Raw genomic sequence first — 21,821 nt, 5'->3', positions numbered from 1 at the left:
ATTAAATCAGCGTGGACGTTTATAAAAGGGCGCTGCTACCACCTCGGCGCGCAGGCGCTTGCCACGAATCTCGACCTCTAGCGGCGTGGATAGGGAACTGAAACGGCTGTCCACCAGAGCCAAACCCAGATTACGCTTTAAGGTGGGTGACTGGGTTCCCGTGGTGACCTCGCCAATGTGCTGTCCTTCCGCAAAAACGGGATAGTGGGCACGCGGGATGCCGCGGTCGAGCATTTCCAGTCCGATCAGCTTGCGTGGAATACCTTGTTCTTTTTGACGTTGCAGGGCCTCTCTGCCGATAAAATCTCCCTTATTCAGCTTGACGAAGAAGCCTAAACCAGCTTCCAGTGGCGAAATAGTAGCGGACAACTCCTGTCCGTACAGCGGCAGCCGCGCCTCGAAACGCAGTGTATCCCTGGCCCCGAGTCCGGCGGGAACCAGACCATACGGCTCACCGATGCGAAGCAATCCGTCCCACACTGCCAGTGCATCCACCGCGGGCACATAAAATTCAAAGCCGTCTTCACCCGTGTACCCGGTGCGGGAGACGAGCGCTTTTGCCCCGAACAATTGCACATCCTCATTGAATCGGAAGGATGCCAGATTCGTAATGTTCGTGTCTGTCACGGCTGCGGCAATACGAGCGGCTTCAGGTCCTTGCAATGCCACCAGTGCTACCGCATCTGATACGTTTTCCAGATGAACGGATGCAGGCGCATGGCGAAGCAGCCAATCCCAATCCTTGTCGATATTGGAGGCATTCACAACGAGCATGTAACGCTCCGGCCCTTTACAATAAACAAGCAGGTCGTCCACTACGCCTCCATTCGGGTAACACAGGAGCGAGTATTGGGCCTGACCTGGCTCCAACTGACTGACATCGTTCGTCGTCACCTGTTGCAGAAATGCCCCGGCTTCCTGACCCTCGACCAAAAATTCACCCATATGCGATACATCGAACAATCCGGCGCGTTGTCGGACGGCCTCATGCTCCTTTTGAATGCCGCTGAACTGTACAGGCAGCTCCCAGCCGCCAAAATCAATGCAACGAACCCCCGGCCGTGTGCCGTAGGACGAATACAGCGGCGTTTTTCGCAAGTTAGTCATTTTTTCACTCCTATCCTGTGTGATCAGCTAAACAAAAAAGACAGGCTGAAAAAAACGTATGGCCGGCAGTCCACACACTTTTTTCAGCTCTGTCCTTGATACCTGAGAGTTACCCCGGTGCGTACCGGGTTTCCCCTTGGGTGATCCGCCTGTATGGCGAATGCTCTCCAGAGATGCGTCCGGCAGAGGTCCTTTTGCCTGAGAGATTCACCTGCGGTGCAGGTTTACTCCTTCGGCGCTGCCCTTGAATCAGCTACGTCATCCGGCCCTGCCGGTAACAGCTTGATCCGACTCGCTTGCTGCCTTGTTTTCACAGGCGGCAACTAGTTATGCGAGTTTTGGCAGTCTCTCCCTCCACGTTCATCCGCGTTTACAGTTATCGGGTATTTCCAAAAGCACTTGTTATAACCCATTAATACGCAAATTTATTCGAAATGTCAACAAAAATGTCATCAACATCTTTTTATAAAACATTTTATTCATAAATAAGGATATGTAAGCGTTTGTTATATCCTGTCGTATTTTTAGTTAGACGATAACATGGAGCAATGTGAAATATTTTTGTTAGTATTATTGACATGAGAGTTCTTGTTGTCATAATCTTAACCTGTCACAGACGGGTAGGAGAAACGATTTAATCCATATGGAAGCGAGGCGGAGCAGGATGAGTGAAGTAAAGCAGCAATTTTGGTACACAGAGGAACACGAATGGGTTCAGCGCACAGAGAATGGAACGGTACGAATCGGTATTACGGACTTTGCACAGCATCAACTGGGGGATATCGTTTTTGTGGAGCTGCCTGGGGAGGGAGCAACGATTGAGCAGGGGGCGGAGATTGGTACTATTGAATCGGTAAAGACAGTATCCGACCTATTCGCTCCGGTGACGGGAACGGTGTTGAAGGTGAATGAAGCGCTGGAAAGTACGCCTGAGCTGGTAAACGAATCTCCCTATGAAAAAGGCTGGATGATCGAAGTGGAGATTGGAGAAGATGTAGAGGAAGCACTAAGCAAGCTGCTGTCTGCGGATCAGTACGAGCAGTTGACTGCCAATGAGTAATAATGGGGCAATGTAGGTTGGATAACTGAATAAGAGCGGCGTTTGTCCGCTTGATTTTGTATAAAAATAGTCGCGATGATTGGACATAGCGGCTATTTTTTGCTGTCTTTTTTAGTGAGCGTAATTACGTGTTTTTTCTTTATTTAGAGGATAGTCCTTGTACAGAATTTGTATAGAAGACAGCATGGTTTTCTCGACTAAATTCTAACGTTACAGGCCATATTAAAAGGAATTATGTAGGATAATTCAGCGCCTGTGTATCTTAAATTTAAATGTTGTCATCAACGTTCATGACGAAAGTACGTTTTCATTTCGTTGATGAAGAGAACGTTGTCATTTAGTATAAATTTTAAGAAAAGGTAGTGATGCTTTTTACCTATAAGGAGGATATGAATATGAGCACAGTGGACGCAAAGTCCAATTCAAACGGTGGCGCGCGCGTTGCCGTACAGCGTTTTGGCCGTTTTCTCAGTGGTATGGTTATGCCCAATATGGGGGCCTTTATTGCATGGGGATTAATCACGGCACTCTTTATTCCGACCGGATGGTTCCCGAATGAGGGGTTTGCACAACTGGTTGATCCGATGAAAAATTATTTGCTGCCGCTACTAATCGGTTATACGGGTGGCACAATGATTCACGGACAGCGTGGAGGTGTGATCGGGGCCATTATGACGATGGGTGTCATTGTCGGGGCGGACATTCCGATGTTCCTCGGCGCGATGGTAGCTGGTCCGCTGGCTGCATGGATATTGAAGAAATTCGACAAAGCGATTGATGGCAAAGTTAAATCAGGCTTTGAAATGCTGGTCAATAACTTCTCGGCAGGGATTATCGGGGCGATTTTAGCATTGCTTGCCCATGTGGCCATCGGCCCGTTTGTACAAATTATCAGTCAAGTGTTGTCAGCAGGGGTACAGTTCCTCGTGAACGCAGGGCTGTTGCCGCTCGTCAACCTCATTATTGAGCCCGGAAAAGTATTATTTTTAAACAACGCGCTGAACCACGGAGTATTGAGTCCGATTGCGCTGGAGGAAGCTTCTAGAACAGGCAAATCCGTTTTGTTCATGCTTGAATCTAACCCTGGACCGGGGCTCGGTATTTTGCTGGCCTACTCCCTGTTTGGTAAAGGCTCTGCGAAGTCATCGGCTCCCGGCGCGGTCATCATTCACTTTTTCGGCGGGATTCATGAAATTTATTTCCCTTATATTTTGATGAAGCCGATTCTGATTCTTGCTGCTATAGCAGGGGGCGTTGTGGGAACCTTCTGTTTCATGCTAACAGGTGCCGGACTAGTGGCAGCTCCTTCACCGGGCAGTATCATCGCTTATTTCCTGATGACGCCAAAAGGCGGATATTTGCCAATGCTGAGCGGTGTGATCGCTGCTGCGGTTGTATCGTTTGCTGTTGCTGCTGTGTTACTCAAAACAAGTAAGCAAAAAGAAGAGGGTCTTGAGGAAGCGGCATCCCGCATGAAGGATATGAAAACTCAAAGCAAGGGTGCAAGCGAAAATGCCGCTGTAACGGAGGATAATCGCGAAGCTGATCGGGCTGCGGAGATTGCCGAAGTTCAAACGGTTAAGGATAAATCAGATGTCAACAAGATCGTCTTTTCCTGTGATGCAGGTATGGGCTCAAGCGCTATGGGTGCCTCGATTTTACGCAAAAAAATGAAGCAGGCGGGTGTGGACGTTACGGTAACGAACACGGCAATCAGTGAGATTCCGCAGGATGCGGATATTGTCATTACGCAAAAAACGTTGACAAACCGTGCTAAAACGGTAGCTCCAAATGCCGAGCATATTTCTATTGACAATTTCCTGAAAAGCCCTGAATACGAAGCGCTGGTGGAACGTCTGAAATCCGATTCTTAATCCCCCGTAGTAGTCAGGCCGCCTGTGTGCAGTTCATGTGTTCTGCGGAAGGGATGAGCTTGGGAAGGAACGGTATGCGCTTATGAATATTACGAAACGACAACGTGACATCGTGGAATATCTTCTGGAGCAGTCCCAAGAGGTAACGGCCGGGGAAATTGCCACGAAGATTAATGTCAGCACAAGGACGGTTCACCGGGAACTCAGCGCAGTCGAGCATTGGTTGGCGGCTCATGAGGTAAAGCTGGAGAAAAAATCAGGGATCGGTATCTATGTGGATGCCGACCCGGCTCAGCTTGTATGTCTGCGGGAGCAATTGATGCATACGAAGTCGGACGAATATTCGGCTGAGGAAAGAAAGATCGTGATTCTCTGTATGCTGCTGGATACACAGGAGCCGATCAAGCTGTTAGCGCTGGCTGCTGATTTGAAGGTAACGGTAACTACTGTCAGTCATGATCTGGACGAATTGCAAGGCTGGATCGGAGAACGGGGACTCGTGCTTGTGCGCCGACGCGGGTACGGGGTCGAGATTACAGGCCGAGAGACAGACAAAAGACGGGCGATTTCCGAGCTGGCTCTAGAGTATTTGGATGAATCGGATCTGTTTTCCAGCCGGGAGGAGCTTCGTCCTGTGACACGTGTCGCCGACAAGTTGCTGGAGATGATTGGCAGGGAGAACCTGCTGACCGTGGAAAATGCCCTCTGGCAGCCCCATGAGAAATGGCTGAAAAACATGGTGGAAAGCAAATATATGGAGCTGTTGATTCAAATTTGCGTTTCGCTGGCACGTCTGCGACTCGGATACGTAGTGGATCATCGTCTCTCGTATTCGAAAACAGATTCGGATGAGAATATCATGCTGCGCACAGCTATGGTGGAACGCATATGCACGGAATTGTCAGAGGCGCTGGATATTGATTTTCCGGAGCCGGAACGATCTTATTTCAGACTGCTGTTCCGTGATGCCGAGGATCATTCCACCCGGCTGCTGCCGTTGGATGATCTCGTACTGCTGGAGTCGGTTCATGAGTTGATTCGTCGTGTGGAGGAAGAGACAGACACGCTATTGGCAGAGGATCGCGTTCTGCGTGAAGGGCTGATTGCCCATATGGCTCCGGTACTCAAACGTTTGAAGGAAGGCAGATCCATCCGTAATCCCCTGCTCCAGCAAATCCGCAAGGATTACGGCAGCTTGTTCGACTCGGTGAAGAAGGCTGCGGCGGACATGACAGAAATGGAAGTACCAGATGAAGAGATCGGATTTCTCGTCATGCATTTCGGCGCTTCGCTGGAGCGGCTGCGACAATTGCGGCGAGAGGTGCGGGCCATCGTCGTCTGCACGAGCGGCATTGGATCATCCAGGCTGCTGGCAACAAGGCTCGCCAAGGAGCTGCCACAGATCAAAATCGTGGATAGGGCCTCATGGTACGAGGCAGCACGGATTCCGAAAAAGGATTATGATCTGATCATTTCGACGGTGGAGCTACCGCTTGAACCGGATCGCTATCTCAAGATCAGCCCGCTGCTGACGCAGGAGGAGAGTGACCGTCTGCGTCATTTTATCCAGCATATTACACTCAAGCATCCCAATGAACAGCAGGAGGAGGCCGTTCAGACCGGTCAGGGCATGGAGTGGCTCACCGGGCTGCGAAAAAGTCTGGAGGAAATTGTTCACATTGTGCAGCAATTCCAAGTGTATACGCTGGAAAATCAGGGGATGGATATGCAGGCTACCGTACAGGCTATCTGCATGCTGGAGGCGGGGCGGGGGAACGTCACAGAGCCTTCTGCCGTTGCTGCACAGCTCATGGAAAGAGAGCGCCAGGGTAGTCAGGTTATTCCTGATACCTCCATTGCTTTGTTTCATACGCGCAGCCGCTATATTCGCCAGCCTTCGCTTACGCTGTATAAGCTGGCAGAGCCGCTGCTGGCGGATGCAGGCGAACAGGTAGATTGCGTGCTGCTTATGTTGGGACCTCGCGAGCTGCCGAGAGAAAGCTTGGAGGTATTGAGCGAGATTAGTGCATTACTACTTCGGGAAGACATGGTTACGCTATTGAAACACGGTAGCCGTGAGCATATCGCCAATTATATATCAAGTGAACTGGCTGAATTTTTTCATAGTAAATTAGGGACAGGGAGGAACCTACCGTGAGTATTATGACGATAGACAAAGTGAAAATGAACGCAACCGCCAAAGACAAATATGAGGCGATTCGCATGGCTGGACAAATCCTGCTGGATGCGGGACATATTACAGGTGAGTACATTGACAAGATGCTGGAACGTGAGGAGATCGTGTCCACCTATATCGGGAACGGGCTGGCTATTCCACACGGCACGAAGGAATCCAAGACGTTCATTCAATCGACAGGCATCTCGATCATTCAGTTCCCGCAAGGTGTAGATTTTGGGGAAGAAAAAGCATATATGGTGATCGGCATCGCAGCACAAGGCGGCGATCATATGGAGATTCTGACGAGTATCGCGGTGGTGTGTGCCGAGGAAGAAAACATGGATAAACTTCGCAACGCGGTAACCCCTCAGGAAATTATTGATCTGTTCGAAAGTGAGATGGAGCTATGAGAGCCGTCCACTTTGGAGCAGGAAATATCGGTCGCGGGTTTATCGGATTGATTCTGTCGCGTGCAGGCTATGAGGTTGTCTTTTCGGATGTTAACGACACCCTTGTATCCGAGTTACGCCGCCGCAAGCAATACACTGTAGAGCTAGCTAATGATACCAAGGATACAGAAATGGTCACGAATGTAACCGCGATTGACGGCAAAGATGCGGGGGCTGTAGCAGACGCGGTAGACCACGCTGATTTGGTAACGACCGCAGTGGGTGTCAGCATCCTCAAGCATATTGCAGCAGGCATTGCCGAGGGAATTAAGCGGCGGGTAGAGCGTGGGGCAGCACCGCTGCATGTGATCGCCTGCGAAAATGCAATCGGAGGCAGCGCCCAACTGAAAGAGCATGTTTTTGCGCTACTGGATGAGGCGACTCGTGCCAAGGCAGAAGCTTCGGTTTATTTTCCAAATGCTGCTGTAGACCGGATTGTGCCGATCCAGCATCATGAAGACCCGTTGTATGTGCAGGTAGAGCCTTTTTACGAGTGGGTGGTGGATCGATCGCAAATGGCTTCTGACCATAAAGAGATCGAAGGCATCCTTTACGTACAGGATCTGGAGCCTTACATTGAACGCAAGCTGTTCACGGTGAATACGGGACATTGCGTGGCGGCCTACCTTGGTTATACCGCGGGTTATGCTACCATTCAGGAAGCGATGAAGGATGACAAGGTGGTGGATTCGATACAAGGGGCACTGGAGGAAACAGGGGCGGTGCTTGTGAAGCGCTTCGGTTTGGATCAGGGGGAGCATAAGATGTACATTTCCAAAATTTTGGATCGCTTCAGAAACCCTAATCTGACAGACGAGGTCACTCGGGTTGGACGTTCACCGTTGCGGAAGCTGTCTCCCAATGACCGTCTTGTACGTCCGGCACTGCAAGCAGAGGAGTATGGCATCCCGACGGATCATCTGGCGTTAGGAATGGCTGCTGCCTGTAAATTTGATATTGCGGAGGACCCTGAGGCAGTCGAGCTTCAGCAGGTGATCCGCAGCGAAGGACTGGGTGTGGCGCTGACACGCTATACATCCATACCCGCAGATCACCCGCTACATCGGCAGGTATTGGAGCAATATGATATTATAAATTCATAAAACAACGAAATAACGCGCATTATTTTCGGTAATCCTCTTGAAGACAAAACATCCACATCAACACTAAAGTGTTCTGTAGGGATGTGCTTCAAGAGGATTTTTATATGCGTGATTTACATCACATAACAACCTGCTTAAATTGTTTATATTGATAATGATTATCATTATCTATAAAATGGAATCATCATCATATCTATTTAGGGAGGATTACAGTGAAACCGATCTATGTTACCTTAGGGTTTCTATTTTTGGCGCTTGGAGTTATTGGCGTGGTGGTACCGTTGCTGCCGACTACGCCTTTTCTGCTGCTGGCAGCCTTTTTCTTTATGCGGGGGTCTGAACGGATTCACCAATGGTTTTCGAACACCTCTTTGTACCAAAAGCATCTGGAAAGCTTTGTCCAAACAAGATCGCTGAAGCTCTCCACTAAAATCACGGCACTGGGATTGGCGTCAGCGATGCTCATTACTGGCTTTGTTTTATCTCCCCAAGTGTGGGCCAAAGCGGTCATCGTATTGGTCATCCTCTTCAAATATTATTACTTTATATTCCGAATCGGAACGGTGAGAGGCACTACAGCAGAAACTCCATCCCCAATTCTATCTGTTGATACCACGAAGAAAAAGTCTAAAATGGTCGACAGCCGTCTGCTTGGTCTGGTGGAGCATTCCCGAAAATATATCGTTCTGGGTGTACTAGTGCAGTGGATCGGTCTTTTAGGCAGTATAGCCGCTGTTTTGTCCATGTCCTATGTTTTGCAGCAGGCATGGGCGGGACAAGATACCCGTGAGCTGATTCTATCTGTGACGGCCATTGTCATTGCTGCGATTGCAGTCCGATGCTTGTGCAATTATGCAGCCAGTATGCTGTCCTATCGGGCCTCCGTGAATGCAAAAAAAACGCTGCGCTCGCAAATTTACGGCAAGCTGCTGAAGCTGGGGCCAGCGTACACGGATCATACCTCCACATCGGGGGTTATTCAGGTTGCTGTAGAAGGAGTGGAGCAGCTTGAGACCTATTTTGGCAGATACATGCCCCAATTATTTTACAGTCTGCTTGCACCCATAACGTTGTTCATCACCTTATCTTTTGTCAGCTTCAAGGCTGCCATTATTCTGTTGATCTGCGTTCCGTTGATTCCGGTGTCGATTATAGTCATTATGAGGATGGCTAAAAAGCTGTTTCGAAAATATTGGGGCAGCTATGTCAATCTGGGTCACAGCTTTTTGGAAAATGTACAGGGCCTGACCACGCTTAAAATATATGGGACAGATCAGGAGAAGCACCAGGAAATGAACACGGCGGCCGAGGATTTTCGCAAAATGACAATGAAAGTACTGACTATGCAGTTAAACTCGGTGGCAGTCATGGACCTTATCGCATTTGGCGGTGCCGCTGCGGGCGTTCTGGTCGCAGTGAGCGAATATTCCGCTGGTCATATCGGCTTGGCGGGAGCGCTGATCATTGTGCTGCTGTCGGCGGAGTTCTTCATTCCGCTGCGCCTGCTAGGCTCTTACTTTCATATCGCTATGAATGGGATGGCAGCGAGTGACAAAATATTTCAAATTCTGAGTACAGAGGAGCTAGTACAAGGAAAAAAAAGCATTGAGACTACCGATATTCGACTGGATCAGGTGAACTTTGCCTACGACGAAAGGGACACCCTACGAAATATATCTATGGATATTCCCCAGGGCAGCTTTGTTTCAATTGTCGGGGAATCAGGCTCTGGTAAAAGCACGGTAGCCGGATTAATCGTCGGACATCACGAAGGTTATCGGGGAAGCTTGACCGTTGGAGGAACCGAGCTTGTCGCCAGTTCGGAAGAAAGCCGTATGCGTCACATGACCTGGATCGGCTTCAACAGCTATATTTTCAAGGGTACGGTCGAAGCTAATTTGAAAATGGGCAATGAGCACGCTGATGAGGAACAAATGCTGGAAGCCTTGCGGCAGGTGAAGCTGTATGACTTCATTCTCTCACAGGGAGGACTGGAGTATGAACTGGAGGAGCAGGGAGCCAATCTGTCAGGAGGACAACGCCAACGGCTAGCGCTGGCAAGAGCGCTGCTGCATGATAGTAGCGTGTACATTTTTGACGAGGCGACCTCTAACATAGACAGTGAGAGCGAGGCAGGCATTATGGAGGTTATACATGCGCTGGCAGGCAGCAAAACCGTTGTTCTTATCTCGCATAGACTGGAAAATGTTGTCCAATCCGACCGCATTTATGTGCTGCGGAATGGCCAAGTGGCAGAGTCCGGCACACATGCTGAACTAATGAGCCAGCAGGGACACTATGCTGAGTTGTATCTCAGTCAACACCGGGTAGAACAGTTTGTAAAAGGAGGTGCTGTATATGCGTAGACACGGATTGCGGATTATGGCCCGATTAATGGCACTGGCGGGGCCACTGTTACCCATTTTGCTCATAACGATCGTTACTGGAGTGCTCGGATTTGCTTGTGCTATTGGCATTATTGTCTATGGAGCCCTTGCCCTGCTTACAGCAACGGGCATCCCGACGGGCTACAGCATGACGTTCCTGCTCACGCTCATCGTGGTTTGTGCTGTACTGCGCGGCGTGTTCCGTTATGGTGAGCAAATGAGTGGTCATTACCTCGCCTTCAAACTGCTGGCTGTACTGCGTGACAAGGTGCTTCAAGCTCTGCGCAGACTTGCACCAGCTAAGCTCGAAGGCAAGGACAAAGGGAATCTGATCTCGCTGATTACAAGTGATATTGAACTGCTGGAAGTGTTTTATGCGCATACGATAGCGCCTGTTATAATTGGAATCATTACTTCCCTGTTGATGGTATTCTTTATCGGTTCCTATGAACCTGTGTTAGGTTGGCTCGCTGTGCTTGCTTACTTAACAGTCGGTCTGTTCATTCCCCTGTTAACGTCGCGTATGGGCAGACGTCAGGGCATGGAATATCGGAGCAGCTTCGGCAAGCTGAGCAGTTATTTTCTGGATAGTCTGCGTGGTATGAAGGAAATCGTACAATACGGGCTCGGAGAACAGCGGCTGGCGGAGATTAACCGTCGCACGGATCAATTGGATGCCAAGCAGAAGAGCTTGAAGCATCATGAAGGCATCACAAGAGCGATAACGGATGCAGCGGTAGTGGGTTTTTCATTTCTGATGCTGCTGGCTGGATTGTATGGCATGTCCAAGGGGCAGGTCAGCTTTACAGGGATGCTTATTTCCGTCATTGCCCTGTTTAGCTCGTTTGGCCCGGTAGTTGCGCTTAGCAATTTGTCCAACAATCTGCTTCAAACGCTGGCGAGCGGGGAACGAGTGCTGAGTCTGCTGGAGGAAACCCCGGAGGTCGAGGAAAATATCGGGGGAATGAGCGTTGCCTTTACCGGGGCGCAGGTGGACAAGGTCACTTTTGCATATGATGGTCAGACGGTGCTGGATAATGTAAGTCTTACCATCTCGCACAAGCGGATTACAGGTATTCAGGGGAAAAGCGGCTCCGGCAAGTCCACTTTGCTCAAGCTGCTGATGCGATTCAGGGACCCACAGCAGGGCGGGATTTTGCTATCTGGACACGATTTGAAAGAAATCGGAACGAAGCATTTGAGAGGTCTGCAAAGCTATGTGGATCAGGATACGTTCCTGTTCGATGATACGATTGCGGCCAATATTAAAATTGGAAAACCTGATGCTACGCATGAGCAGGTTGTGGAAGCAGCCCGCAGGGCATCGGTGCATGATTTTATTATGACCTTGTCTCAAGGATATGACAGCCGTGTTGGAGAATTGGGGGACAGGCTATCCGGTGGTGAACGTCAGCGGCTAGGGCTGGCCAGAGCCTTTGTTCATGATGCTCCGCTCCTGCTGCTCGATGAGCCTACCAGCAATTTGGACAGCCTGAATGAAGCGATCATCTTAAAATCGTTAAAGGAACAGCAACAGGATAAAACGATTGTCCTTGTTTCCCACCGAAGCTCCACCATGCGAATTGCGGACGATATGTTTCAGATGGATAACCGGAGGCTGTCTTGAATTTTTTTTGATATTTTTTACATGAACGTGAAGGGATAAAGGGAATTATTTATGGTGCTTGAAGGGCTGCTGTTGTAGCCTGTTCATGGTTTTGTCATAAAATGGAGTGTGCGTGTGAAATGAAAGCAGCATCCGTATTTGAAATCATCCGACTTTTCAAGCTTGTCTTATTTTGATAGCCTAGTAGGTGAGGATTTTGCAAAATCCTGTAGGTATACTGACAAGTCGTATGCATCATAAATGATGGATGAACAGAGGCTGAAAGCCGCTGTACAGAAATGGATGGTGAATAGGAATGTCTGATTTCAATCAACTCAAGGAGCTTGAGTACACAACATATCCCACATATGAAGGCCATGATTTGGGTCTTACTTATACGCCTGCGGGCAGCCTGTTTAAAGTATGGGCACCGACTGCGAAGCAGGTCCATGTAGCGCTGTATGACAACGCTGGATTGTACGACCAGGAAGGTAACGTTCAGGACCATAGCGGTGGCCGGGAATTTCCGATGAGCTGTGATGAGCACGGTGTATGGTCCGTAGAGCTGGAAGGCGACTGGAATAAGTATTATTACATGTATAGGCTGGAATGGGCAGACCGCACACTTCATTATGCAGCCGACCCTTATGCGACAGCGGTATCAGCCAATGGACAGCGTACGGCAATCGTCGATTTGGCTCAAACCCATCCGGACGGATGGAAAGAGGATGCTGGACCCACACTTGTCCGGGCTACGGATGCCATTATATATGAGCTTCATGTGCGTGATTTTTCAATGGATGCACATTTTAATACTGGAGAAAAAGACTTGTCTGTCGCACAGGGACGGTTTGCAGCTTTTACGTATAAGGGACTAAAAGATACGGCAGGCAACAGCATCGGACTGGATCATTTGCTGGAGCTGGGTATTACACATGTTCATCTACTTCCGGTGGCTGACTTCCATACGGTGAATGATTTTGCGGAACGGGACACGAAATATAACTGGGGCTATGATCCGCAGCACTATAATGTGCCGGAGGGATCTTATTCTTCGAATCCGGCTGACCCGGAGGCGCGTATACGGGAGTTGAAGCTGCTGGTGCAATCCCTGCATACTGCTGGCATCGGAGTCATTATGGACGTCGTGTACAACCATACTTTCTCGGTGGAAAAAGGGTCGTTTGAGCCTGTTGTACCGGGTTACTATTACCGTACGGATGAGCATGGGCAGCTTTCCAACGGCTCGGGTGTGGGTAATGAGGTGGCAAGCGAACGCCCGATGGTTCGCAAGTATATCAAGGATTCACTGCGTTATTGGGCAGAAGAATATCATATAGACGGCTTCCGTTTTGATCTGATGGGACTGATAGATACGCCGACTGTGGAGCAGCTTACACAGGAGCTTCGCTCTGAGGTTCGTCCCGATCTGCTTATCTATGGAGAGCCTTGGACGGGAGGAGTATCCCCGCAGCCTCTGCTTACGTTAAAAGGAACACAAAGGGACAAAGGCTTTGCCGTCTTCAATGACAACTACCGTTCTGCTATTAAGGGTGACAGTGATGGTACCGAAAGTGGCTTTGCAACGGGGGCATGGGATCAGGAGGAGCTGGTGCTTAAAGGCGCTTTTGGCGCTATTCATGATTTTACGGCTCAACCTTCGGAGACCGTCAATTATGTCACGGCTCACGATAATCTCAATCTATGGGATAAAATTTTGACGGTGCGGCATTTGCGGGAGCGCTGCGGTTTTCCGCAATGGAAGCAGGGTCAGCCGCAGGATGGGAGAACAGCCGAGCAAGCCGTGGCGGAAGCAGACCCGTACCGGGAAGTGAATGAACATGAATTGCTGGAGGAAGAAACCGTACGAAAATCCTTACTGGCAAACGGCATGGTACTGACCTCCCAGGGCATTCCCTTTATCCATGCAGGTGATGAACTGTTGCGCTCCAAATATGGAGACCATAATAGCTACCGTAGTGTGGATGTGGTGAATGCTATTCGCTGGGAGAACAAGGCGAGATTTCGTCCCGTATTTGATTATTATCAGGGATTAATTGCTTTACGGCGCAGTCATCCGGCATTCCGGATGGATCACCGGGAGCTGGTGGAGCAGCATATGGAAGTGCTGCACAGCAGCGGGCATGTGGTAGCTTTTGCATTGAGGCACCATGCTAACGGCGATGCCTGGAATCATATTGTGGTGATTTATAATGGCTCGGATACGGAGCAGACGATACTGCTGCCTGCGGAATCGGATCGCTGGCGTGTCGTTGTGGATGCTCACGGGGCTGGAAATGAGATACGGTATGAAGTAGCAGGCCATCGTGTGACCGTTTCGCGCTGGTCGATGATGGTACTGTATGATCAGGAAGAACCTGCTCAAGTCTCCTTTTTGACCGGACAGGATCAGACGACGGAGCTGGGGGAGAACGGATTGGAAGATTCGGATGAGGGAACAGACCAAGAAATCGCAGGTCAGTACGAAGAAGCAGCGTTGTATCGCACCATTGAGTTGATTTACGAGCGTGCGGATCGACAATATTCCGGCTGGAATGTGTGGGTATGGGGCACCGGATGCCGAGACGGACATGTAGAATTGAGTGAATTGGATGACGGTCGCGCAGTAGCGCGTATTCAAGTGGCTCCTTATGTGCGGCGTATCGGCTACATCATCCGTCTAAATCAGTGGGATGCCAAGGATATTGAGGCCGACCGGTATATTGATGTAGACCTGAACCGATCTGTGATGCAGGTATTGATTCACAGTGGCAGAGAAGAATATATGCTGCTGGTCAACGACAACCGGGCAGGATAGCTTTATTTTTCAGAAATAGCATTTTTCGATTATTTCGAGAAATGCTATTTTTTTATGCAAACGTGTGTCAGTTTCAGAAAAAAGGGGTAACATAGAATTATGGACTTGTTTAGTTTTGCCAGCTTGCTGGCTTATACCTTGTAGTACGACTGGTGAACAGGCAAGATTCTTGAGGAATAATCATTATGTAAGGTAACCTGAAGGAGGTTGTAATCATGAGTTCTAATGGAGGAAGTATTCAACTGACCGCCCAGCCGAGAACAGAGAAGAAGGGTTCGGCACTTCGTGGATTGAGGTTAAAAGGACGGATTCCAGCTGTGGTTTACGGCTCTGAACTTGAAGGAACCCCTGTACATGTCGATGCCAAAGAATTTAATAAAGTAGTCAGAACCGGACGTTCGGAGGTGTTCAACCTCACAGTAGAGGGTGGAGAAACTATTCCGGTCATCATTAAGGATTATCAGCAGCGCGACAACCAGTGGTTGCATGCCGATTTTTTGAAAATTTCCAAAAACAAGCCGCTTCGCGTGCGTGTTTCTATTGATTATCAGGGTACACCTGTAGGTACAAAAACAGGCGGTATTCTGCAAATTCAGGAAACCGAAGTCGAAGTCGAGGGTCTTCCTGCTGACCTGCCATCTACCATTGAGGTGGATGTATCCACACTGGATGTCGGTGACAAGCTGAGCGCAAGCGACCTGAAACTTCCTAAAGGAGTAACGTTGCACGTTCCTGAGGAAGAGCTGCTTGCTTCCATTATCGTTCCGCGTGCGGTTGAGGTGGAAAATGCTGCTATAGCAGGCGATGCAGCTGCAACAGAAGGCACTGAAGTGGCTTCCGAAAACAAGGAATCCTGATGCTGTAGGTCATCGGATAGATGAGTGCCTTTCTGCTGAAGACGGTTATTCAAACATAAATCTAAAATCGCTCCCTGATCAGGGGCGATTTTTTGCGTTTAAATAATATGTGATTACATCCAATTGAAAGAGCTTGTGCAGGAAAAGAATGAGGATAGTAGTCATACCGCCAGCAAAAGCAAGTAATTGAATAGCATCATCATCGGGCCAATGAGCCGGGGAATATCGCTATCAGACGGTAATCGACTGCACAGTGGCGCAATAAGTAACTTTTAAGCTCAGTTTATATAGATGGAGGTTGATGGTATAATTTGTGGCAGTTTAAATGTTTCGTAATAGGGGGGATGACCATGACCATAGGAAAGCAAGCGCCCAAACTAAAGGCTGGAGACGAGATACGCATTCTTTCACCGTCCAGAAGTTTGTCTATCGTTTCCGAGAAAAATCGCCTGATCGCCCAGCAAAAGCTGGAGCAACTCGGGTTTACGGTGAGCTTTTCGCAACATGTGCTGGAAAGCGATGATTTTACATCTTCCTCAATAGAGTCCAGAGTGGCAGATTTGCACGAAGCTTTTGCCGATTCGAAGGTGAAGGGCATTCTGACTGCCATTGGCGGGTATAATGCTAATCAGCTCCTTGCCCACCTTGACTATGAACTGATTGGTTCTCATCCTAAACGGTTATGCGGTTATTCGGATATCACTGCTTTAAGTCATGCCATATATGCGAAAACAGGACTTATCACGTATGCAGGTCCCCAATTTTTTACATTTGGCATGCAGCAAGGGAATGAATACACGACAGCATATTTTCAAAGGATGATGTTGGAAGAGGGCAGTATTCAAATCCAGTCTTCGCCAGAGTGGAGTGACGATACATGGTATTTGGATCAGGATCAACGAATCTTTCACCGCAATGTCGGGCCTTATGCGATTCACGAAGGAGAAGCACATGGTACAATTGTGGGTGGAAACCTGTGTACCCTGAATTTGTTGCAGGGAACGCCGTATATGCCGAGTCTGGAAGGAACGATTCTATTTGTTGAGGATGATTATGGAAGCTCCCCTGCTACGTTTGATCGGGATTTGCAATCATTGCTGCACCAACCGGGATTCGATCAGGTGAGAGGAATCATCATCGGACGTTTTCAGCAGGCTTCTCATATGACGGAAAAATTGCTGAGGAAAATCATTAGCTCGAAAAAGGAACTGGCCTCTATTCCGGTGATCGCAGATGCGGATTTCGGACACACCACACCGCAATTTACATATCCGATTGGCGGGAAGGCGAGTATTTGCGCCCGGAATGGCATGATTGATCTGGAAATATGTGAATAGTGAGTGGGGTAGAGAAGGCTTGATGATGGGTTTATATTTGGGAGGAACGCATGTGAACGGCTTTTTGGAAACGTTGATGCAGCTATTTGAACGCGCAGCGTTGTTGCTGATTTGTCTATTTTTTATTACCCGTATTCCCCGGTTTAAGGAAACCTTGCAAAAGAACAGCCATTCCCCGGCAGAGCTGACGCTATTAACGATGATTTTTTGCATGTTTGCACTGTTTGGCACGTACTCCGGGATTGAAGTCGAAGGTTCGCTCGTCAATGTCCGGATTATTGCGATTATGGCGGGCGGCATCTTGTTCGGACCGTGGGTCGGGATTATTACGGGTATTGTATCGGGTATTCACCGTTATCTGATTGATATCGGGGGAGTGACCTCGATTCCGTGTCTGATTACGAGTATTCTGGCAGGTGTGGTATCGGGATATATCGGGCGCCGAGTCGACCGCTCCAAGAGGTGGCTGGTCGGTATTGCCGCTGGGATGATCTGCGAAACATTAACGATGCTCCTTATTCTGGTGATGGCACAACCGTACGAGCTTGGTTTGGACATCGTCTCTAAAATCGGTTTGCCCATGATTATCGGGCAAGTCAGCGTCGGTCTGATCGTTCTGCTGATTCAGAGTGTCGAGGGGGAAAAGGAAAATATCGCGGCCAGACAGGCCAAGCTCGCTCTAGATATTGCCAACAAGACGTTGCCTTATTTTCGCTCCATTAATGCCGAATCCCTTCATACGATTTGTTCGATCATTAAGGAGGATATCAAGGCGGACGCGGTGGCGATTACGGATACTAGAGATGTACTGGCCTATGTCGGTTTTGGTGAGGACCGTTATCATATCGGTGACGAGATTATTAGCGATGTGACCAAATCAACGATCCGTAGCGGTAAAATCACAATTCGCAACCATATTGCCGACGATAAAACGCCCCAAATCCAGTCTCTGCTCATTATCCCGCTGGAGGAACGGGGAGAGGTGACCGGAACCCTGAAAATTTACTACCGCAAAGCTTATAAAATTACGTATCCGTTGCAAACGATGGCGATTGGCTTGTCCCAAATTATTTCCACATTAATGGAAGTATCCCGGGTGGAGCAAATTAAGGAAGCGGCGAATAAAGCCGAGTTGAAGGCGCTCCAGACTAAAATTAATCCGCATTTTCTGTTCAACGCACTGAACGCTATCGCCTCTACGACACGCACCAAGCCGGATAAGGCACGAGAGCTGATCATTAATTTGTCGGGATATCTGCGTTATAATTTGGAGCTGAATGATGATTTAATTGAAATTCATAAGGAGCTTCAGCAGGTGTCTGATTACGTGGAAATTGAAAAAGCCCGCTTCGGCAACCGGCTTCAGGTGAAGTATGTTATGGACGAGGTATCCGTGCGTATTCCAAGCCTTATCATCCAGCCGCTGGTTGAGAATGCGATTAATCATGGGATCCTCAAGAAAAAGGGACCAGGTACAGTTACCATTTCTGTAAAGGATCGAGGGGAAAAGGTACGGATTTCCGTGGCAGATACAGGAGTAGGCATACGGGATGATGTCGTGGATAACCTGTATCATGATCGGGTTCCGGCCAAACAAATTGGCTTGTATAATGTGCATAGACGACTCAAGCTCATGTATGGCGAGGGGGTTATTATTCTCAAGCATGAGCCAGGCACCGAAGTTTATTTTGACATACCAAAGGAGAAGTCATGAAGGCCATCATTGTAGAAGACGAAATTCCGGCGCGTGAAGAGCTGGAGTATCTCATTCAGACCCACAGCCATATTGAAGTGACGAACAGCTTTGAGGACGGACTGGACGTGTTCCGTTTTTTGCAGGACCATGAGACGGATGCTATTTTTCTCGATATTAACATTCCTTCGCTGGACGGGATGCTGCTGGCGCAGAACATTAGCAAATTTGCCAAAAAGCCTTATATTATTTTCACGACCGCCTATAAAGAGCATGCCGCGCAGGCTTTCGAACTGGAGGCATTTGATTACATTCTCAAGCCGTATGATGAAAAACGGATCGCCGCCGTGCTGCGTAAGCTGGAAAATGCTTATGAGCAGCGAAACGTTCAGGTACAGGAGACTGCCCAGCCTGTGCAGCTCCGACCTGCTGAAACCAGCACCGTTAGCGGCCCGGGCCGTATCAATCTGCTAAAAAACGACAAAATCATTGTAACGGATGCCAACGATATTTATTATGCGTGCGCACAGGAAAAGGTCACCCGTGTCTTTACAAGACACGAGGAATATACGATGCCGATGAGCATCTCGGAATTTCATGCCCGCTTGCCGCAGCAGGACTTTTTCCGTTGTCACCGTTCCTATACGGTGAATCTGTCGCAGATTCGTGAAATTGTGCCATGGTTCAATCATACGTATCTCCTACGCTTGCGTGGTCTGGACGCGGAGATTCCGGTGAGCCGCAGCAAGGCCAAGGAATTTCGGCAAATTATGCGGCTATAAAGGCACTTCATTCCGCTATACGTGCATTTCATTCCTCAAATGAATTCTGGCTAACATACGACGTTATAATAATCCATGTAGAGAGAATCCTTACTGACTTGCTCCTCCCAAGGCGCAAAGCATACTGGATTCCCGGTTATCATGTAACGTATTCATAAGCTGTAGAGCCGGAACGAAAAGAGGAGATTCATATGAAAACAAACAGCGGAAATCGTTGGCTGGTCGTGCTTGGAACGATTATTGTCCAAATGGGATTAGGAACAATTTACACATGGAGTTTATTTAATCAACCGTTGGTGGACCGTTTTGGCTGGAATCTCAGCTCGGTCGCCATTACATTTTCAATTACCAGTTTTGCACTGGCGTTTGCTACGCTATTCGCAGGCAAGCTACAGGATAAATGGGGACTACGTCGCCTGATTTTGTGCGCGGGTGTCGTGTTGGGCGCTGGACTCATGCTCAGTTCACAGGTAACTTCTCTGTCCCTGTTGTATATTTTGGCGGGAATTGTCGTAGGTTTTGCGGATGGAACGGCTTATATTACATCACTGTCGAATCTGATCAAATGGTTCCCTGAGAAAAAAGGACTCATTTCCGGTATCTCGGTTGGGGCGTACGGAACCGGCAGTCTTGTATTTAAATACATCAATGGTTCGTTAATTCAGTCCGTTGGCGTAACGCAGGCGTTTTTGTACTGGGGAATCATCGTGATGATCATGATCGTGGGCGGTTCTTTCCTGGTAAGAGAAGCTGTAGTGGTGAACAAGCCTTCGGTACAAAATGGAGTTGTGCAGCGTGACTACACGGTTAAAGAAATGTTGCGCACCAAGCAGGCGTATCTGCTATTCGTCATGTTCTTCACGGCTTGTATGAGTGGCTTGTATCTGATTGGAGTTGTAAAAGATATCGGCGTACGGATGGCGGGTCTGGATGTTGCTACAGCTGCCAATGCGGTTGCTATGGTCGCTATTTTCAATACGGCAGGCCGAATCATATTAGGTGCGCTGTCGGATAAAGTCGGTCGTCTGAAAGTGGTAGCGGGTGCGCTGTTAACAACAGCGGTCGCAGTTACAGTGCTGAGTCTGGTGCCGTTAAATTACGGTTTGTTCTTTTCCTGTGTAGCAGGGATTGCATTCTGCTTCGGAGGTAACATTACAGTCTTTCCTGCCATCGTAGCTGATTTCTTCGGCCTGAAAAATCAAAGCAAAAACTATGGTATCGTGTATCAGGGCTTTGGCCTCGGTGCGCTGGCTGGTTCCTTTATCGCAGCCTTGCTAGGCGGATTCATCCCGACCTTTACCACGATTGCTGTGCTGTGTGTCGTATCGTTCCTGATTGCACTTACCATCCGTACCCCGGATCAAGGCAATCTGCGCAGCCAGCGGAAGAAAAATGCCAATAGCATGCGCAACATGAAGCCTGAAACGAAACTGGGTTAATAGGAATTGAGAACAAAGTACCAAATGAATGCCAAAAGACCTGTCATCATTTCTCTGAGGGAGATTATGGCAGGTTATTTGTTTTTCCATTATTCGATTTTACGGTATAATAAAAAGATATGTAATAAGCCGATATATACAAAAGACATAAGCTAAGAACCTGACAGGAGGACGAGTCATGATCGTGGATACAAGCGGGAATCTGCTTGCCCGCAATACGAAGCTGCGAAATACATATCAAATTCGAAGCGCCTTGTCCCGCAGTGAGCTGGCCATCGTGTATACGGCAAGGCTGTTGGATAATCGAGAAAAGGTCATTGTTAAGGAGTTTTTTCCGAATGCGCTCGCTTTGCGGGGATCGGATCGAAAAACGGTGACTTGCAGTGCATCTATGCAATTCAAATACGTGGAGTTTATGCATTATTTTTTGCGTGAAGGGCAAATGCTCAAGGAATTAAGCCATCCGGGTATTGTCGGTTATATAGATCACTTTGAAGAAAATGGAACCGCATATCTAGTTATGGAATATTGTGCCGGCAAGACGCTGGACAGGGTGATGAAGGAAGAGGATGCTTCAACATCCGATCCTGCTTTTTTGTACCATGCGCTGCTGCCTTTAATTGATGCCATGGAATATATTCATGATAAAGGCATTATTCATCGGGATATTAAGCCGGGCAACATTATGATCGGGGACAATGGCAACATCAAGCTGCTTGATTTCGGATCGGCTGTGCATTTTGAAGGCAAAGAGCATCCGATTTTCACCACGGCGGGCTACTCTCCGCTGGAGTTCTACTCTAACCGCTCGCAGCAAGGACCCGTGTCAGATATCTACAGTCTGGCGGCCACGCTGTATTATTGCCGAAAAGGATCACCTCCACCGGATGTGCCGGGCAGATTGTTTGCAGATCAGGCCGACCGGATTCAGATCGAAAATGCAGGTCTTTCCCTGCTGCCGTATGTGATTCGGCGTGGTCTGGAGGTACAGGCGAACAAGCGTTGCCGCTCGCTTAGATGGTTTAAAGCCGCACTGCGTGCGGAATATTGGATAAAAAAAGGGAAGCGCCCTACTCTTACGGTTCGTTAATCGTAAGAGACGGCACTTCCCTTTTTTGTTTCCGACGGAC

General features: G+C 48.7%; 15 protein-coding genes and 2 riboswitches. Of the genes, 14 read left to right on the top strand and 1 reads right to left on the bottom strand.

Features of this window, described 5'->3' with window-relative positions; genetic code table 11:
• Positions 1 to 6 precede the first annotated feature (6 nt).
• Positions 7 to 1,107: a glycine cleavage system aminomethyltransferase GcvT gene (gene gcvT / locus HPL003_RS26510; protein WP_014282901.1), complete on the bottom strand. Its 1,101-nt coding sequence runs from the start codon at positions 1,105 to 1,107 to the stop codon at positions 7 to 9.
• A 79-nt stretch (positions 1,108 to 1,186) separates the two neighbouring features.
• Positions 1,187 to 1,283: riboswitch (glycine riboswitch) on the bottom strand.
• Positions 1,284 to 1,471: riboswitch (glycine riboswitch) on the bottom strand.
• A 300-nt stretch (positions 1,472 to 1,771) separates the two neighbouring features.
• Between gcvT and gcvH the strand changes: the two genes are divergently transcribed.
• The 14 genes from gcvH to HPL003_RS26440 all read left to right on the top strand — a co-directional run bounded on the left by gcvH (position 1,772) and on the right by HPL003_RS26440 (position 21,781).
• Entirely contained in the window at positions 1,772 to 2,167 is a 396-nt protein-coding gene (gene gcvH / locus HPL003_RS26505; RefSeq protein WP_014282900.1) for a glycine cleavage system protein GcvH, read from the top strand.
• 395 nt (positions 2,168 to 2,562) lie between these two features.
• Positions 2,563 to 4,041, top strand: a complete 1,479-nt coding sequence (locus tag HPL003_RS26500; protein WP_014282899.1) for a PTS mannitol transporter subunit IIBC — start codon at positions 2,563 to 2,565, stop codon at positions 4,039 to 4,041.
• 82 nt (positions 4,042 to 4,123) lie between these two features.
• Positions 4,124 to 6,199 carry a BglG family transcription antiterminator gene (locus HPL003_RS26495; RefSeq protein WP_014282898.1) on the top strand — a complete coding sequence of 692 codons (2,076 nt, stop codon included), beginning with the start codon at positions 4,124 to 4,126 and terminating at the stop codon, positions 6,197 to 6,199.
• A complete protein-coding gene (locus tag HPL003_RS26490; protein WP_014282897.1) occupies positions 6,196 to 6,630 on the top strand; it encodes a PTS mannitol transporter subunit IIA in 435 nt (144 codons plus the stop codon). The genes HPL003_RS26495 and HPL003_RS26490 overlap by 4 nt, the downstream gene beginning before the upstream one ends.
• Positions 6,627 to 7,772, top strand: coding sequence for a mannitol-1-phosphate 5-dehydrogenase (locus tag HPL003_RS26485; protein WP_014282896.1), 1,146 nt, complete (start codon positions 6,627 to 6,629; stop codon positions 7,770 to 7,772). The genes HPL003_RS26490 and HPL003_RS26485 overlap by 4 nt, the downstream gene beginning before the upstream one ends.
• Before the next feature lie 212 nt (positions 7,773 to 7,984).
• The gene (locus tag HPL003_RS26480) at positions 7,985 to 10,138 is read left to right on the top strand and encodes a DUF454 family protein (RefSeq protein ID WP_014282895.1); all 2,154 of its coding nucleotides are present in this window, start codon (positions 7,985 to 7,987) and stop codon (positions 10,136 to 10,138) included.
• Entirely contained in the window at positions 10,131 to 11,786 is a 1,656-nt protein-coding gene (locus HPL003_RS26475) for an amino acid ABC transporter ATP-binding/permease protein (protein WP_014282894.1), read from the top strand. The genes HPL003_RS26480 and HPL003_RS26475 overlap by 8 nt, the downstream gene beginning before the upstream one ends.
• Before the next feature lie 295 nt (positions 11,787 to 12,081).
• Positions 12,082 to 14,583 (top strand): type I pullulanase, encoded by a 2,502-nt coding sequence (gene pulA, locus HPL003_RS26470; RefSeq protein WP_014282893.1) that lies wholly within the window; start codon positions 12,082 to 12,084, stop codon positions 14,581 to 14,583.
• A gap of 215 nt (positions 14,584 to 14,798) precedes the next feature.
• Positions 14,799 to 15,440, top strand: coding sequence for a 50S ribosomal protein L25 (locus HPL003_RS26465; protein WP_014282892.1), 642 nt, complete (start codon positions 14,799 to 14,801; stop codon positions 15,438 to 15,440).
• Positions 15,441 to 15,790: 350 nt separating this feature from the next.
• A complete protein-coding gene (locus tag HPL003_RS26460) occupies positions 15,791 to 16,777 on the top strand; it encodes a S66 family peptidase (RefSeq protein WP_014282891.1) in 987 nt (328 codons plus the stop codon).
• A gap of 52 nt (positions 16,778 to 16,829) precedes the next feature.
• Entirely contained in the window at positions 16,830 to 18,491 is a 1,662-nt protein-coding gene (locus HPL003_RS26455; RefSeq protein ID WP_081473811.1) for a sensor histidine kinase, read from the top strand.
• The gene (locus tag HPL003_RS26450; protein ID WP_014282889.1) at positions 18,488 to 19,252 is read left to right on the top strand and encodes a LytR/AlgR family response regulator transcription factor; all 765 of its coding nucleotides are present in this window, start codon (positions 18,488 to 18,490) and stop codon (positions 19,250 to 19,252) included. The genes HPL003_RS26455 and HPL003_RS26450 overlap by 4 nt, the downstream gene beginning before the upstream one ends.
• A 191-nt stretch (positions 19,253 to 19,443) precedes the next feature.
• The gene (locus HPL003_RS26445) at positions 19,444 to 20,691 is read left to right on the top strand and encodes an L-lactate MFS transporter (protein ID WP_014282888.1); all 1,248 of its coding nucleotides are present in this window, start codon (positions 19,444 to 19,446) and stop codon (positions 20,689 to 20,691) included.
• Between the two features lie 178 nt (positions 20,692 to 20,869).
• The gene (locus HPL003_RS26440) at positions 20,870 to 21,781 is read left to right on the top strand and encodes a serine/threonine protein kinase (RefSeq protein WP_014282887.1); all 912 of its coding nucleotides are present in this window, start codon (positions 20,870 to 20,872) and stop codon (positions 21,779 to 21,781) included.
• The last annotated feature ends 40 nt before the right edge of the window (positions 21,782 to 21,821 follow it).

Origin of the sequence: Paenibacillus terrae HPL-003, assembly GCF_000235585.1 — a bacterium.
In the GTDB taxonomy this organism is placed as follows: Bacteria; Bacillota; Bacilli; order Paenibacillales; family Paenibacillaceae; genus Paenibacillus; species Paenibacillus terrae_B.
This window is presented reverse-complemented; position numbering and strand designations above follow the sequence as displayed.